Origin of the sequence: Pseudoalteromonas aurantia (assembly GCF_005886875.1) — a bacterium.
Classification (GTDB): Bacteria; Pseudomonadota; Gammaproteobacteria; order Enterobacterales; family Alteromonadaceae; genus Pseudoalteromonas; species Pseudoalteromonas aurantia_A.
In genome coordinates this window covers 21,610-38,239 of the sequence record NZ_PNBY01000044.1, presented here as the reverse complement: position 1 = coordinate 38,239, position 16,630 = coordinate 21,610, and the positions used below count along the sequence as shown (strand labels likewise).

At 38.2% G+C, this 16,630-nt stretch carries 13 protein-coding genes and 3 pseudogenes; 7 read left to right on the top strand and 9 right to left on the bottom strand.

The features are described 5' to 3' along the window. Positions 1 to 558: pseudogene (locus CWC18_RS09905) on the top strand (transposase); the annotation flags it as partial. Positions 559 to 977: 419 nt separating this feature from the next. On the opposite strand, the gene CWC18_RS09900 reads toward CWC18_RS09905, so the two are convergent. The 3 genes from CWC18_RS09900 to CWC18_RS09890 all read right to left on the bottom strand — a co-directional run bounded on the left by CWC18_RS09900 (position 978) and on the right by CWC18_RS09890 (position 3,740). After that, entirely contained in the window at positions 978 to 2,024 is a 1,047-nt protein-coding gene (locus CWC18_RS09900; protein ID WP_138675184.1) for a DUF262 domain-containing protein, read from the bottom strand. Positions 2,025 to 2,026: 2 nt separating this feature from the next. Beyond that, positions 2,027 to 3,028, bottom strand: a complete 1,002-nt coding sequence (locus CWC18_RS09895; RefSeq protein WP_138675183.1) for a hypothetical protein — start codon at positions 3,026 to 3,028, stop codon at positions 2,027 to 2,029. A gap of 130 nt (positions 3,029 to 3,158) precedes the next feature. Continuing rightward, positions 3,159 to 3,740: a cold-shock protein gene (locus CWC18_RS09890; RefSeq protein WP_138675182.1), complete on the bottom strand. Its 582-nt coding sequence runs from the start codon at positions 3,738 to 3,740 to the stop codon at positions 3,159 to 3,161. A 262-nt stretch (positions 3,741 to 4,002) separates the two neighbouring features. Here CWC18_RS09890 and CWC18_RS09885 point away from each other — a divergent pair, with 262 nt between their 5' ends. From CWC18_RS09885 to CWC18_RS09875, 4 genes and pseudogenes are all read left to right on the top strand, one after another. Continuing rightward, positions 4,003 to 4,194, top strand: a complete 192-nt coding sequence (locus CWC18_RS09885; protein WP_138675181.1) for a phage integrase N-terminal SAM-like domain-containing protein — start codon at positions 4,003 to 4,005, stop codon at positions 4,192 to 4,194. Positions 4,195 to 4,273: 79 nt separating this feature from the next. Continuing rightward, a pseudogene (locus CWC18_RS21920) lies at positions 4,274 to 4,405 on the top strand (IS91 family transposase); the annotation flags it as partial. A 340-nt stretch (positions 4,406 to 4,745) separates the two neighbouring features. Then, a complete protein-coding gene (locus CWC18_RS09880; protein ID WP_138593709.1) occupies positions 4,746 to 5,144 on the top strand; it encodes a hypothetical protein in 399 nt (132 codons plus the stop codon). A 17-nt stretch (positions 5,145 to 5,161) separates the two neighbouring features. Beyond that, positions 5,162 to 5,386: pseudogene (locus tag CWC18_RS09875) on the top strand (integrase core domain-containing protein); the annotation flags it as partial. Positions 5,387 to 5,554: 168 nt separating this feature from the next. Here CWC18_RS09875 and CWC18_RS09870 read toward each other — a convergent pair. Continuing rightward, positions 5,555 to 7,087, bottom strand: a complete 1,533-nt coding sequence (locus tag CWC18_RS09870) for a hypothetical protein (RefSeq protein ID WP_138675180.1) — start codon at positions 7,085 to 7,087, stop codon at positions 5,555 to 5,557. A gap of 465 nt (positions 7,088 to 7,552) precedes the next feature. Between CWC18_RS09870 and CWC18_RS09865 the strand changes: the two genes are divergently transcribed. Next, the gene (locus CWC18_RS09865; RefSeq protein WP_138593706.1) at positions 7,553 to 9,169 is read left to right on the top strand and encodes a VWA-like domain-containing protein; all 1,617 of its coding nucleotides are present in this window, start codon (positions 7,553 to 7,555) and stop codon (positions 9,167 to 9,169) included. Then, positions 9,157 to 9,954, top strand: coding sequence for an ankyrin repeat domain-containing protein (locus CWC18_RS09860; protein ID WP_138593705.1), 798 nt, complete (start codon positions 9,157 to 9,159; stop codon positions 9,952 to 9,954). Before CWC18_RS09865 ends, CWC18_RS09860 begins: the two co-directional genes overlap by 13 nt. 385 nt (positions 9,955 to 10,339) lie before the next feature. Here the strand turns inward: CWC18_RS09860 and CWC18_RS21010 are convergent, their stop codons facing one another. From CWC18_RS21010 to CWC18_RS09840, 5 genes are all read right to left on the bottom strand, one after another. Continuing rightward, entirely contained in the window at positions 10,340 to 10,516 is a 177-nt protein-coding gene (locus CWC18_RS21010; protein ID WP_171041075.1) for a hypothetical protein, read from the bottom strand. A gap of 433 nt (positions 10,517 to 10,949) precedes the next feature. Further along, positions 10,950 to 12,530: an alkaline phosphatase D family protein gene (locus CWC18_RS09855; protein ID WP_249348148.1), complete on the bottom strand. Its 1,581-nt coding sequence runs from the start codon at positions 12,528 to 12,530 to the stop codon at positions 10,950 to 10,952. A 215-nt stretch (positions 12,531 to 12,745) separates the two neighbouring features. Beyond that, positions 12,746 to 13,648: a protein translocase subunit SecF gene (gene secF / locus CWC18_RS09850; RefSeq protein ID WP_138675179.1), complete on the bottom strand. Its 903-nt coding sequence runs from the start codon at positions 13,646 to 13,648 to the stop codon at positions 12,746 to 12,748. Beyond that, positions 13,641 to 15,479, bottom strand: a complete 1,839-nt coding sequence (gene secD / locus CWC18_RS09845; RefSeq protein ID WP_138675178.1) for a protein translocase subunit SecD — start codon at positions 15,477 to 15,479, stop codon at positions 13,641 to 13,643. The genes secF and secD overlap by 8 nt, the downstream gene beginning before the upstream one ends. A gap of 73 nt (positions 15,480 to 15,552) precedes the next feature. Beyond that, a complete protein-coding gene (locus CWC18_RS09840; protein ID WP_138675177.1) occupies positions 15,553 to 16,005 on the bottom strand; it encodes a hypothetical protein in 453 nt (150 codons plus the stop codon). Positions 16,006 to 16,630: the final 625 nt, after the last annotated feature.

The following is a 16,630-nucleotide window of genomic DNA, read 5'->3' as shown; positions in this document are numbered from 1 at the left end:
ATGCGGGTGCTGAATGAAAGCATTGCCCGCAAGGCGAATAAAGAAGATAACTGTACAGGCAGATTCTGGGAAGGCCGTTTTAAATCACAAGCTTTACTTGATGAAGCGGCGTTAGCAGCCTGTATGGCGTATGTTGATTTAAACCCAATTAGAACCAAAATGGCTGAGACACCCGAAACCTCAGAGTATACAAGTGTTAAAACACGCTGTGAACATGCCAAAGAAGGCAAGCAACCTAAACACTTGGCACGGTTTGCGGGTAGCCCCAGAAAGCACATGCCCAAAGGTTTACCGTTTGAATTAAAATCGTATTTAGAACTGGTAGAGCTAACCGGCCGATGTATGCGGGCAGATAAGCGAGGCGCTATAAGCCTAATCAATTCACCAATTCTAGACAGACTCAACATCGCCCCAGAGAACTGGCAAAAACTCACTACGCAATTTACCAGCGTATTTCACGGCGCAGTAGGGCGGCCGCAAAAGCTTGATAATTATTGTGCGAGCCTAGAAATAAAACGGCGCGCTAATTATAAGCAGTGTGAAAAGTTACTGGCCTAATGTTTATACCACAAAGATAATCTCTATATAATCAATACACGATGGTTTGTAGGCTTAGCCGTGCCTTATTACTAGGGATGAGTTCAGTTTTTCTCTATTTTGGAGCTTATAGCACATGTAGTTAATTCAGTGTTATTAACTAGACGATATTTCAGGTTGAACATTGCCTGCTTATTGGTTTTAGTTTTTTGAATGGGTGTCACTGTTTCTTACTCTTTGAGCTCATAGCACATGTAGTTAATTCAATTTTACAAATTAGGTGATATTTTAGATTGAACTTTACCTGCTTATTGGTTTTAGTTTTTTGAATGGGTGTCACTGTTCGTTATCCTATTTACTATAAATAAGCTATAAAACTCACTTCGGGCTTGTTCAACACCCAGATAAGGTGTCGGCTGCGCGACACCTATCCTTATTTGTTATGTTTGCTCCATATAGTTGAACAGAGCATCTATACGTCTTTTTCTTCTAGATGAACCTTTAGTTCCACCACTCATGGTTGCCCGATAAGTTTCAATGTAGTCATTTGAACCATCTTTGCGCTTATAAATTTGAAAAAATTCTGTTATTTTTTCATCTATCCCTTCGATATCTATAGCACCTTTATGTAACTTCCAAGCAAGTCCCCACAAACCATAAATATGGCTAACGCCATGAAATCGCTTATCATCAAAATTAAGGTTAAAGGTAGAGAAAACATTTTTAATTTTTAGCACTTTCTCTTTTATTACATTTAATTCGTTTGTATCTAGAGCAGCGTACTTTTCATATAACTCATCAATATCTTTTGGTTTATCACCTGCAATAACTTGGTCTTCAGTTATTAAAAAAATCAACTCTGAGATAAACTCATGATTTTCTAGGCGGTTATTACTTAAGCTATCAACTGTACGGCTAAATGTGTCCCAAGCTGAAATATCTTTAATTAACCTATAAAATCCAGTATCACCATGTTTTGCATTTCTTAACTCTTGATATGTTAATGGTTCACCATTCCTATTAAGGCGATCGAATATATGATTAACAACACCTATATCATCAGTTTCAACATATTCAATAGTTATTTCATACTTCCATAAGTTCTTTTTCCAAGCAGATATTTCTGGGGAATCCAAGTCTCTAAAATATAATCCTTCCAATTCAGGTGTACCAAAACCGTCTTCTGAAAAGTCTTCTGGGATCGCAATTTCATTGTTTAAAAAGCCAATTATGGCACCTAACCTTTGCTTACCATCTATAACATCATAAATAGTTTTACCTGTTTCATTATCTATATGTTGGTGTAAGAAAATAGGCGGCATAGGAAAATTTTTGAGAATTGTGTCAATTAAGTAGCTTTGATCAGGCCCACTCCAAACTTCACCTTCTCGTTGATAACTGGGAGAAAGATTGTATTTTTTTAAGCTATAATTCTCCCAAAATGTAGCTATATTTATGTTGTTGCTTGTACGTTCTAAGATATTCATAATTATGCCAATGGGTTAGAGTTTTTAAAGAATTTAACATTTTCAAATAGCGTAGTTATAACTGCATTAAAAACATCAGGTGAATTAGGATTGATTACTTTTACATCAGAAATATCGCTATTTATAGATGTAAGTATCCTATCAATTTCAAGTCGATCAACATGCCAGTAAGAAGTTCCACAAATAATCAGTTCATCATTGCTTTTTAAGCTCTGGGATATTTCACTGATAGATTTTCTTATTTCACTAGCCCAAGCAAAATCAAGTCTATTAGAATCTCCTGCAGGTGGCACCATTGCGTTTATAGAGTTTAGAGCTGTTAATCCATCATACTTTACGGTGAATTCACTTAACTTCCCGTCTAAAACATCATGTTCATAGCTGATTTCAAAAACATCTTTTACTTTTTCAACTGCATGACTAAAACTAATTGAACCATGGGGTTTATACAATATTATATTTTTATCCTCTTCGAAATTAGCAATAGAAAAGTCGATATTGTTTTTCTTTAAGATTCTTTCAAGCCAGATATCATAGTTTAATGTAACAATGTGAACCTTGTTAACACTAGGGTCGTTGTTTAATTTGATTAAATATTTACTCCACCCCCAATCTTCTAAATTAACATTTGGAACATTCACCTTATCGTTATAAAAAATAAACAAAGCCTTCAAATAAGTTACAAGTTCTTTATATGCCTTCATATAAATACTATCAACATTTCTAGGTCTATTATTAAGTGCGTTTGCACATGTAATAATATTTTCTATCAAATCTATAGTCTCTTTCGCACCTAAGTTTGGCCTTGCCCCCAAAGTCCATAGGTTAGGACAATGTTTATACGATAGAAACCCTGGAGTTCCATCACCCGGCCAAGGAACTAACTCCCCATTTTCAAATAAGTTCGATAGTGCAATTTGATCTGCATTGCATTCCGATTGTTTCAAATGATTTAAGAAGTCAATTGAAAATCCATTTCCTAGTATTATAAATACATCTCTCACTTATTTTTATACTCCTAAATGCGATGATGGCTCGCAAACATAACGCTCATATAAACGGAAATTAATAGTTATCTATAATCTTTAATTAACAAAAAACAACTAACTATTAATTTTCCGTTTGATGTTTTTGTTAGAAAGACGCTTTACGCACTGATGCATCAAGCCTGTTTTTTATTAAACGAGTTAAATGAGGAGACCTTTCTAAAATAGTTACAATTGATGGGGATATAAAGTAATAAACCTTAATAAACACTCTACCTAAGAATTTAGTCTTAAGAACTGTATCTCTGTAGTGTCGATAAAAAAGAACCTCAGGTGCATCAAAATCTCCGTATACCGATGTGGCTATAAAGCAACCAGAGAAATCTTTAACTGTAGCTCCACAAAATGGACAAAGCGACTTGCGAGGCTTGGGATCTCCAAACGCTCCCCGATCATGGATAAGCTTAGGGTACATTTTTTTGTTACAAGAAGGACAAACAACTCGATCATCTTTTCTTTGTTCGGTATTTTCTAATGAAGTAAGTATATTTAGCTGAGCAGCATAAGGTCCTTTTTTTCCTTTACGTGATTCAAACTCTACGATATCTCCATTATTAGGTAAGTTAGCACCAATAACCTCTCTTACTCCTAAAAAATGCTCAGTTCCATCATCTGCTACAACAAAACCGAATCCTTTTTCTTTAGAGAAAAATTTTATTTTCCCTTTCATTTTTACTCCATACTATGATTTAAACTGACTTTCTAACATGTTTATAGCGAGCAAATCGCGTGTTTTTCTACCGCTGTACCGCTCCCTTTTCTGAATGGTGTATTTTTATCAGAGTCTCTAAGTAATTACTAGTAATTAGGAAAACACTACTTGCAAAAAATTCGTGAATAGACAAAAAGAAGCTGTTAGGTCGTTTTCTTGACTATGCGAGCAACTCCACTGCAACTGTGTATATATACAGACACAGTGAGTGGAATTTCAAATGAAAACTCGATCACCTTATTTGAACTATATCACTGACTATATGATCACTCGGCATTACTTGCTAAGAACTGTTAATGCTTATTTGAGTTGGATTGCTAATTTCATTCACTTTCATAATAAGTGTCATCCAAGTTCAATGGGCGATAATGAAGTCGTGGCATTTTTAGACCACCTCGTATTACAAAAGTAACATTTTAGAAGACACCCAACGTAAATCGATTGTGACACGATGACCAGCATTCACTTTTCAATAGATGTCACTTTTTGATAAAAAGAAAAAGTCTGAGGCAGCGTCATCCTCTCCACGTTGGCCTTGTTAAGTATACAAAATCGGGGCCTTACGATTTAATGAAATAGTTAATTCAAGTGAAGAGACAATGAAATTAGCGCGAACGAGTTAGCTGTAGAGCTTGCTGAATTAAATCAACGGGTTAACCTGCTTAAGTGTGTGGGCTAGAAAAGTACGTGTGTGGTGAAAATATCATTGATAAATCAGCGAAAATTAGCTCTAATGGCGAGTTAAAGCGTACTGAGTAATGCTGGGGTGGCTTAAGCACAAAAGACAAGCCGATAAAATAGGCGTAAGACAAGTTGTGCCACTAAAAGCAAATAGCAAATTTTTGCAGCATAAATAACACCAACTCTGACACATCTAGCAGGTAGCTGCTCAGTCCAACGACCGATTATGCAGCACAAACAACGTGCTGCATAAATACTAAATAGTTAGGAGCCTTTGATAAATTGGATACCTTTGAGTTAATTAAACAAATAGATGAAAATGCTATTTCATTTGAAGACTTTGCTTGTCTTAGCGAACAAGGGGATTTGATTGACTTTGTAAATTCATTTTCACTAAATATTGCAAAGCTTTATATGAAAAATGAAATAGAGTTTGAGTTAGCTGATGGAGCTATGAATTATATTTTTGGTTTCATGACAGATGATATTTTTATGAATTTCAGTAGTAATTATATTCCAAGTCCTGCTATTGATATTTATGATGCATTCGATGCGGGTGAATATCAGCATTCGGGAGATTCAGATGATACATGCCCAATCGAAAAGTATACAAAACCACATTTAATTGAAGTGCTTGAAACTTACGGCTCCTTACGGGTTATGAGTGAAGTGACCTCTTAACAGAGCTCACTCTAAAAGCGAGTATGAGCCGTCGAGGAAATGGCCGTAATAATGCGGTTGCAGAGCGCTTCTCTCAGTTACTAACACGAGAGCGGGTGATGAGAAAAATATACGCAACACGTGACCATGCAAGATCTAACACATTTGCTTATATCGAAATGTTTTATAACATTAGACGCAAGCATGGTGAGGCGAATAATTCGCCTCCAATGGCTTATGAAAAGTTAGAAGAATTCAAGTAAAGATCTATCTAGTAAAGACTGGTCGATTCAGTTTAAAATTTGAGTCTTGTTTAGAAGGAACCACGAAAACTCCTCTAATAGGATGGGAGGCAAAAAACGAATACAACGAATAGTACAACAAAGTCTATCCGTTGATTTTTTCTGCTAACTTTACGCTCTTATATGTTTCTATCGATACTTTTGGCTTTGATAACCTCTAAAATGACTTACAATCTCACAGAAAGTTTCATCCATTAATCGCATTATTCGGCCATCATCGTCTTTACTGGTTTGTTCTAACGCGATCGGTAATCGCGCGATCTGTTGTGCAATAAAAATCAAAAAAGATTCATTGAGATCAGGGCGGCCTTTCTCATCCAGTATACCAATCTCATTGGTGTCTATATTGGATGATTCAGCTAGCAAAATTATCCTAATGGCAAAGTAGTGTGCACCGTAGCAAATTAAAGCGTGATCTATTCTTTCTCCATATAGGCCATTTGCTAAGGCTTGCGCTATTTTGAGCCAGTTGTTTTTATCTGGCAAATCTTCAATAAACGCTTTTGCAGCATAGTCTGCTAAAGCAGTCATAAATTGATAAGCAAATTGCTGGGAACTGGCCGCGTAGCCATTTGCGTATTCTTGGTTGAAAAGCGCTCTATCTGTGTCTGACCACTTTCCTGAATCAACCAGGCGCTTTGCAAGTGGATCGCTTGTTTGCATAAATGATAAGAAGTAAATTGCGAGCCTATTTGAGACTTCAAGGCCGAGAAATCCTGAAGCCTCTGATTCGAGTTCATCAAATGGAAAGCAAAAATCAGGTTCTTTTTTCTTTTTTTGTTTAAAATAGAATAGGATTTCTCTTAACTTTGGAACAAATAAACTCCAAGAGCGAGGGCAAGGGTAAGGTACACCATCACGGCTTGCTTTTGGGGCATGAAATAGATCTGGGTATCGGCGTAGAAAGCTTGAAATTCCTCCATCGCCAACGTCATCGGCAAACTCTAACTGAGTCCTTTCTATCCAATGATCGATAGTATCTACAACGATAAAGTTAGCAACGCGGGTAACAATTGCATTGGAGGTAGAGCTCACATGTGTACCATCACTTGCCCCGAGGTTACCTGTGGCGCCAACAAGGGTATTGCCTAAGTCTAATCCTTGAAAACGGTTTTCTGTCAGTATTGATAAGGCAACATTTTGAATATTTGGTGAAGCATTAGAAAAATCATCGAGCAATAGCACAGAAGCACCTGCATATTTGAGTGCGGCAAGGCGCTTGTTTGGAATTTTAGTCATAAACTCTTGCGATTCACCGTTGGGTGCAACAAATTTCTGCACATTGGGTATGCCGCCAAAGTCGACCGCTGAGACTTGACCTGAAAGTTCTTGAACAACAAAAAGTAACTCTTTACCTGTTGGCGTGAACTGTTCATCTGGGTTCATCACAAATGGCATATTCAGCATGTCTGCGACTCGCATTGCCGCAACACGATAGCTGGTTGTTTTGCCTTGTCCAGGAAAACCTCTTAAGTAGGTTGGTGTGACTGAGCGAGCTAAAAAAGTCGTGCCACGAAAGTCAAGCCATGCGTTCTCGATTCGCTCATCGAGATCTTTTATTACGCCTCGTGTATGAAACTTTTGTAACATATCTAATATGAGACGTTCTACAATTATATCTGTGGTTGCTTCTTTTAAAGGTAACTCTGGTTGTTTAATCATATTTTTACTCAAAAATTTAATGTTTTCCACGAGGGCTGTTAATATTTTATGTCTTGTTATTGTGTTTATAGTTGATCTTTTACTGATGCTTGGAGTACTACCCAATAATTAAAGCTCTTATCAAAGATCAATTAAATCAGTGTTTATAAGGCACTTAGACAGCGTTTTATGTGTCTTTCAACTGCTGACTCGCATCCAATCATAGTATTTGGTCGTTTTATCCTAGAAAGCGTTAGTCACAGCAGCGACCCACTTTATAGATAAATCAGACCAACTCAGTATTTATCGGCTTATAAATTGATCCTATTTTGTTGCAAAGTGTATATATACTTGAGCTACCGCATGATCTAGTTTAAAAGTTGCTTATTGATTTAGACTAATAAACAATGGCTATTCTCAAAAAACATCTTCCTTGTGGTAAATTACTTTGACGAATTAAAAAGAATAAATCACAGCGAAATATTCATGACACAGTATGAAAGCAGCCCACAATTAAACCCAGCTAGTCAGATTTTTACTGAGCTTGGCGAAAAACCACCCGCACGGCTTAACGAACAGCTGTCATGGAACTTACCTCTGCAAAAACTTCGCAGTTACATCATTCAAAGTGATGATCTAGGATTACCACGTTTTGGCATACTCTCAGTTTTAGCCCGACGAACTCCTTTTCACTTATACGATCACAAAGCACTGGTTGGATTATGTAGCACAGCATTTACTGACGGTATTCAAATATTTGTTAACACCGAATTTTTTAAATCACAAATTCCTTCAGCACATATCGAGCGTATTAACAGTTATCATCACTCGATGATCTTAATTCTTTTACATGAGTTATCGCATATCTTGTTTCGCCATCACACTCGAATGCCACCGCAAGCGCCTCCTTTGTTATGGTCTATTGCAACGGACATTGCGATTAACATTCGACTTTTAAAATCGTACAACTTTTTGCAACCAGGTGATATTTTTGAGTCTGCATGGGGTACTCGACCTGAAGAAATAAAGCGTTATGGTGATTCTAGTGAAGAACATATTCTCTTTGATTTATGGGATGACCCTTTGGAAGTCGCTGTACCTTTTGTCGAAGAGCTAAAAAATACATTGAAAGAAAGCGGGTCTAAACCAGTTTCAAAAGAGCAAGATGAACGCGGTAATGTACAAGATATTCATAGGCATATGATAAATGCAGATGAGCTTGCTGAAGTGTTAGAGAGTAATAATCTTGGTCATATTCGGCAAAGATTAAAAATGCCAGATCCGAATGACAAACCCGCTTATCAAGAGCTAAATGTGGTAAGTCAGTTAAATTTGTCTGCTGATATTCAAACAGCCTCTGATGTTCGAAGAAATACTCCATCAGGTGGTTTGATGAAAGGAGATCACCTTGAAACCGCGTACGCTGAGTCAGTTAACGATCAAACTGCCGCACATTTGTCATGGAAGACTCGATTAAATAATTTAATCCTTGGCAATGGCACGCATTATCAACATTGCGATGAAATGCCTGATGATATTTATTATGTGTTACCTGAGCAAATGGGTTTAAATTCTCCTTTGTATATTGGTTCCCCAATACCAGCATCACCCAGTAATAACATTGTTTGTATTATTGATACCTCCGGATCGGTATCCAAAGACATGTTGCAGAACTTTGTCGGGGAAATATCTAATCTTGTCACATTAGAATCTAACAATATAAACCAATTATATATGTTTGCTGCAGATACTACTGTTCGAGGCAGTATACTAGAATTTTCGCAAGATGAGTGTTTAGCACTTCCAGACAATATTGAATTAGAAGGCCGTGGGGGGACCGACATAGCGCGTGTATTGAAAGAGGTATTTACGTGGGCAGATAGCAAAGATGACTTTAAACAGGAAGATTTTCATACTCTAATTTACTTCAGTGATCTGATTGATAAACCGCCGTTACGAGCGTCATTACCTGAAAAATTGCCCAATATTATATTTTTATCTCCACCATCTATTCAGATAAAATCATTTAAACGTGCAGTTGAAGATTTCGCTGAAGTAGCTGAAATTCGTGAAGGAACAATCATCGATTTATGCAAATGTTAAGCACTCCTCTTGAAACGGCCATACAAAAAAAAGATCTTGAATTGATTCGGCGGCATATTGCCAGTGGTGATACACCCCAAGATTTAAATCATCTCGGGATCCCCGTGTTGTACGATGCACTCAAAAGTAATGACTTGGCACTCCTAGACCTATTTTATGATGCTGGAATGGATTTAACCTTTCCATACAATCAAAATGGATTTACGCCATTTATATACGCATGTTTATATTGTGAACTCCAAACAGTAAAGTGGTTAGTCTCAAAGCATATCGATATAAATCTCTGCACGACGATGGGGATCAGCGCAATGCATGTTGCCGCACAACGGGGTGATTTAGAGATCGTTAAGTTTTTATACACAAAAAAAGCAAATGTTTTTTGTTATTCAAATAATAAAGAGTCACCTCTTTTAATGAGTCTCACTGTTAGTAAATCTTTGTCAGTTTTCGAATTTTTATTACGGTGTTATAAAGAAAATAACAAGCATATTGACGAAGATTTGATGCCCTGTATTGCTTTTATTTTTGACAAGCAGAACAGTCACGCAGTAGAGGCGATGGCAGCACTTCTTCCCTTTGCAGCTTATATTCCTTCAATCAAAGAAATTCATGACTATTTATCTATACAAAATAACAGCACCTCAGCAGTTATTAGATCATTAGAGAGGACAATGAACAGTAATTTAAGTGGCGCATTAATTGCGCTATTGAAATCAGAGCGCATTCGTCGCGCCAGTGCAGGTAAGGTTACAAAGACGGTCTTTTCTGGGATAGATGGATTGTAGTGTTCACGTGGTGTTAATAGCATTAAGCGTTAATGAAGGGACTTGATAGGGTGAGTTTACTATGAAGACAGGCAAACATGTGTTTGCAAATTATTAGTAATGAAGCTATCTGTCGGAGCTACTGAACGATCATTTATTTATAACCCTGGTTTTTACAAATAGCGTCAAATGACAGCCAACAGTCGCGTAATCAAGTGTATTAACTTAATTAATTTCAGCTCTTGACTGCTCTACGCCATTGCGTCTCAATATAGCAACGTGTGAAGGGGGTTGCTTAAAATAAACCTATTGTAGTGGAAGCTTGTTATTAGTTAGTCGCATATGACACAGTATTTAGGGGCTCTCACTACTCGATAGTCCACTGAATATGTCTGATTTACAAACGTTATATTTGGGCATCATCTTCAAACAGATAATCAAGGTTGTATTGGGCTTCTATTTTTCTTAGTTCACAGTCACATGCTAATTCATCTTTTTTCTTTTTCAACTTTTTACGAACTTCGTCCTCGTCTGATTTTTCCAATGAGCTTAGCGTTGAAACATCATATGTAGTGTTAATCATATACTCACCTAAAATTTACTTTCACTAATTATTGAACGAACTAAACATAGATTTGGATTAGTTTTTAGATAAAAAAGGAAAGCGACTCTTTGCTTTAACATACACTCTAAGCTGAATGAATTAGTTTTGTGATATGGTCAAAATGATAAGTGCTTAGCAAGAACCTTAAAAATTAAAGGTATAATATGGAGTAACATAAAAACGAAAGGTAAATTGCATATTTATGACTAATTGTTTGATTAGCTATCATTTAGCAGTTAAAAAGTTTTTTCACATTTGTTCAAAAAAACCACCTATTGAGCTTTTTTTATACACTGGTTTACTGGTTTACTGGTTTACTGGTTTAAAGGCAAGTAGCACCAACACGTTGGCGCTACTTTTATTTTTTTCAGGATAGTCGCGTTTAGAGTTCTACTTTAAACACGCAGAGTTTCTATCTTAAGAGCTTAGGTGTCCCCGCATCAACGTATAAGGTTTTGTCTATGAATGATTGATTATTTTTAAATCCAACAACAGGAACATGGTGCCACTGAGAGGTTAAGCGCTCAGGAGTAATATTTAAGGTGACAAACCCTCTATTTTTTAGATCAACATATCGAATATGTGGGTTCTCTGGTTTAAGAACTTTGCCAACATCGCCAATGATCTGTTGTAAGCCAGGTACTGGAATTGAGGGGGATGTAACGGAAGGCGTGACAATTTCTACCGCCAAAGCACCATCATGAGTAAAACGATTATATTGATGCCAATCATATGGGTTTTTAGCGATATTGGCTGCCCATGATGAATGTACGTCGCCAGTTAGAAATACCACGTTATCAATATTTCTTTGCTCAACAAAAGTCAACAGTCGTTCGCGTGCAGCAGGATAACCATCCCAGGCGTCACCATTGATGGGTTGACCAAGCATTTGTATTTGCATCATTTGAACTTGCTGACCAATAAGGTGCCATGTAACCCCATTATTTTTGGCCTCAAGCATATTGTCCTCGAGCCATTGCTCTTGTTCAAAACCCAATAAAGTGCGCATTGGGTCGAGGCGGGTAGGGTCTTTTATATCGACTTGTTGGTCACGACCAATGTAACGCGTATCTAGCATGTTTAAATGCAGTAATTGTCCAAATTTAAATGTGCGATAAGCTTTTTCTCTGTGACCATTTTGCGGTTCACGAATTGGCATCCATTCATAATAAGCTTGAATAGCTGCGTTTGCTCTGGTGTGCCAGTCGCCTTCATTGTCATTATGATTTTTTGCGCCATCACGCCATGTGTCGTTAGTGAACTCATGGTCGTCCCAAATACAGATCATAGGGTGTGTTTTATGCAGTGTTTGTAAGTCACTATCGGTTTTATAGGTTGCATGACGAAGCCGGTAGTCAGCTAAACTTATCATTTCATGTTTAGGCTCAACTAACCGCCCCCACAAGAAAGGGTTACGGTATACATCTTCATTGCCATATTCATATAAATAATCACCTAAATGCAGAACTGCATCTAAATCGTCGATTTCAGCGATGCGTGCGTAGACATTAAAATAGCCATAGCTAAAGTGTGAACAGGATGTCATGGCAAGTTTTACGTTTGATACATCATATTGAGGCAGAGTTTTTGAACGACCAACGGGAGAGATAATGGGCTCTTCAAATTCTTCTATAACAAATCGATAATAGTAGTGACTATCTGATGTAAGATCGGTTACGTCAACTTTAATAGTAAAGTCCCTCTGTTGGCTGGTTTCAAAGACGCCCTCTTTGAAAATTTGATTAAATGTTGGACTAAGAGATATCTGCCAGCGAACGGGCAAGATTACGTTTGATATGTCGATTAATTCAGATATTTCCTCAGGGATCGTCACTCGACTCCAAATAATCAGTGCATCGTGTAAGGGGTCACCACTGGCAACGCCATGGCTAAAAGGGTTCGTTTTAAAAGTGCAGCCAGAGAGGGATAAGCTCATTGGCATAACGGTAAGTAGCGCGGATCCTTTTAAAAAACTTCGACGTGAAATAGACATAAGTAATTACTCTAATATTGTTGAGCGCTAAATTAAACATGAGAAATGTTACAATTTTGTTTACTTTGAGTGCGAATGGAGTGGTTTTGTTGTTAATTTGTTTATTTTTTGTGTTTTTTTTGGGTTGTGCTATTCCAATTTTGATGAGTAAATTGTTGAGATTTTGTGATGGAACGGCTTTCTATAAAAACCGCCCCATTGCCCCTAATAAATCATTAAGGCTCAGCAAGTTGTCGCTTCACTTCATCATTATCATACTTTTGGTAGTTCTCGAAGTTTAATCCCATAAACTCAGGTAAGGTCGCGCTGATAAAAATAGAAGAAAAGGTACCCGCAGTTAACCCTATCAAAAGCGCTGTGGAAAACCCATTAAGCGCTTCCCCCCCGAGTAACCAAATTGCGAGTACTGTCGATAACGTCGTGAGTGACGTAATTAATGTACGCCTTAGTGTACTCTGCAGAGCTTCAGTTATTGAATGACTGACAAGTTGATGCGGCTTGGCGCGGATCAACTCACGAATGCGGTCGCCAATTATGATACTGTCGTTGAGTGAGTAGCCAACAATTGCGAGTAATGCCGCCAATACCGTAAGGTCAAAGGTAATATTTAGTAAACTCAAAAGGGCCACTGTAATGAGTATATCGTGAAATAGTGCCACAGTAGCCGCAACCGCCAGCCGCCACTCAAAGCGCGCGATTAAATAAATAAGTATTGATATGATCGCAAACAGGGCTGCCAATGCACCACTGACTTTAAGCTCTTCGCCAACTTGTGCGCCTAGAAACTTACTTTCAATGATAGTGGCATTAAGGTGAGATTCAATCGCATTTTGAAAAACGCTAACTTCACTCGCATTAACACTTGGTAAGAATAGCAATCGCCATTGGTGCGCGTGAATATGGCTGAGCGTAAAAGCTTCATGGGTTAAATGCGCTAATTCGACACTTAAATCAGAACGTTGAATGTTAGATGATAGTGTAAAGTCTACTATGTACCCCCCGGTGAAATCTAATCCAAGACTAATAGGGCTGACATAAAAGGTGATAATACTGGCAAAGAGCAGACATAGACTGAGAGTAAAGCCTGTTTTGCGAACAGGTTGCCAAAAACTATGCATGACGCGCTCCTTTTTTATTAACTTGCTGTTGTTTGGTTACGTTGTTTTTATGAATAAACAGCGGGGATAGGTATGACGAAACTAAAACGCCTGAAAACAGGCTGGTTAGTATTCCAAGCGTTAATGTGATCGCAAAACCTTTCACCGGGCCATAGCCAACTCCGAGTAACACAAGTGCGGTGATCATGGTTGTCAGGTTGGCATCAATAATACTCGACATAGCTTGGTCATAGCCGTGTTTTAACGCCGATACTGCTCGGGCACCTAATTTTATTTCATCACGCACGCGTTCAAAGATGATCACATTCGTATCAACAGCCATGCCAATAGTCAGCACCAGTCCTGCTATACCTGGAAGCGTTAAAACGACGCCCGGTAATAATGACATCAAGCCTAATAAACAGACTAAGTTAATCAGCAAGGATATAACCGCTACGGCCCCTAATCGACCGTAGCAAAAAAGCATAAATAAAAGGGTGATCGCAAGGCCTAATTTCAGCGCATTAAACCCATTTTTGATATTTTGCTCTCCCAAGCTTGGGCCAATTGTTTGTTCTTCTACAATAGTAATGGGTGCTTGCAATGATCCCGCTCTTAATATCATCGCCAGTTCTTGTGCTTGCTGCATTGTACCAAGACCTGTGATACTAAATTGGCGACTGAGAACTTGTTGAATGGTTGCTACTGAAATCACTTCTTGCTTTTTCACCACCTCTTGCGCTTTATTTGTATGGTATTCGCCGTAGAGTGTCGACATGGGTTTACCGACATTCTTGCGGGAGAATTGGCGCATTTTTTCGCCTCCTGCGGGGGATAGCATGAGTTGAACTAAAGGTTGGCCCGACTCATCGCGACTCGCTTGTGCTGATTCAATATCGGATCCGGTAAAAATTGGTAGCGGGTTAAGCTTTACTGTGCCGCCATTTTTATAGTTAACCGATTGCCCACCTTGTGTTTTTAAGGCGTGAAAAGAAAGCTGAGCAGTCGCGCCTATTAAACGCTTTGCCTCAGCAGGGTCTTGCACACCAGGCAGCTCTATACGTATGTAATGTTTGCCTTGTCGCTGTGTCACAGCTTCGGTGATCCCAAGTTGTTCAATGCGAGAACGCAATGTACTAATTGCTTGATCTACCGCTTGAGTTGCCATCTTTTTCTGGCTTTCTTCATTAAAGCTAAGTAGCCATTGAGAGTGTGTTTTATATTTTTCTTCCAGAATAACGATATTGGGGTAGTCTTGCTTTAGTGCCTGTTTAAACCTAGTAAGGTTGCTAGGCTGTGCGTGAGTAGCGGTAATAGCGATGCGATGTTCAACAATTGGCCCTATTTTGATACCGCGAAGCTTATGCTCAATTCTATAGTCTTTTGCTACGACACGCAGTTTTTCAAGCCGTTCATCGAGGGCCTTGTCCGTTTCTACTTTTAGTACAAAAAGAACCCCGCCGTTTAAGTCTAAACCTAATTTTAATGGCGCCAAGTTAAGTGATTCTAGCCATGCGGGCGTAGTTGCTTCACTGTGCACGGTCACATTATCGATCTCTAATTTATTTTGTAATAGTGCTTGGGCTTTTACGCTCAGTGTCGGGTTTTCTAGTAGTACCCGTATTTCCCCTGTTTTATACAAGGCAGATACTTCCTGAGCGGGTAATTCAGCCTGAGCTAATAGTTGGGTTACTTTACTTGCTGATATAGTGGGGCCATCAGCAGTTATTTTTATAATAGTATTGTTCGGGTATAAATTAGGCAATGCGCTGATTATCATCATACTAATGACAAGTACAAGTACCCATGGCATCAAACTACGGTTTGATTTTTTGTTTGATAGATTTTTCATAATTCACTCATCTGTGTTGGCAAAACGGTGTTATGCCAAAAATTTAAAAAAGATTTTTCAGAGATAAGTGAGGTTAAGCGTGGTAAGTGAGGCGAGCTTTATAGACTAAATTCGCTGGTTTACAGGCATCAATAAAGCCGCGTGCAGGCCGAGAATTACATTGGTACCAAGGTTGCTTGAGCTTGTCAGGGCGTAAGCGCTGCTCCTTGATGAAGGTGTCAGATGCAAGTTCAAAAACAAGTATAAATTCAGCGTGTTGTTTTGGGTGCATAAAGCGCACAGCGGGCTGTTGGTAGGGCCTTTCAAAACCAAAGAGTGAACCTGAGTCGTCAGAGGTAAAGTAATATGTATCAGGTTTTTGAGGCGCACTGACGTTAATGCTATAGACAGGGTGATTATAAGCGGCTTCACTTATTTGAATATGAGGTGTTTTTTGCGCATACACAACATCGCTTACAGATGAAAAACCATCCGTAAATAGTAGGTAGCAAACAACTAGAATATTCAACAGCCTCAATAACATCATAAGCTCAATTTAAAAGAGTAAAGCTTTAATCAGGGCATATAATATGTTTTTCAAGGGGTAACACCCGCGGTGCAGTATATATTTGTGCCATGTCGCAAAAAGAGAAGCGGTCAAGTTGCTTGTGTCTTAAGATAAAACCATAAAAGTTCGCCGTTAAGAACGATAAAACTTCCCTTAAAGAACATACTGAAAATCAAAATAGAAAGTTACTAAACGATTGAATCAAAATAGGAACTAGGCTAATGTTAAATGATGTGTAAAAACACTTAAACCGAGTGACTTTACAAGCTGATTATAAGTAAAGGCGACTTTTCACTGCATGTATGTACTACTGAAAATAGGGAGTATTATCATGAGATATTTGGCTAAGTGATGGTGCGGGTGAAACTCACAGTTGCTATGAAGAGGTTGCAGAGAAAAAGCCATTATGCATATGCCACGAAGGAACAGGATCTTTGTTATAATTTAACGAGAAAAAGACGTATTTTTTAGATGACAGATTGTCAGTCGTTTACGCTAGTACTGTATTTATTTTTAAGTATTTTGCATTGTAAAGTCCATATACTTGCCCGAAATGGCAACATTCAGCTGCCAAAATTGAAGTGTTGCATGTAAATATCGATCA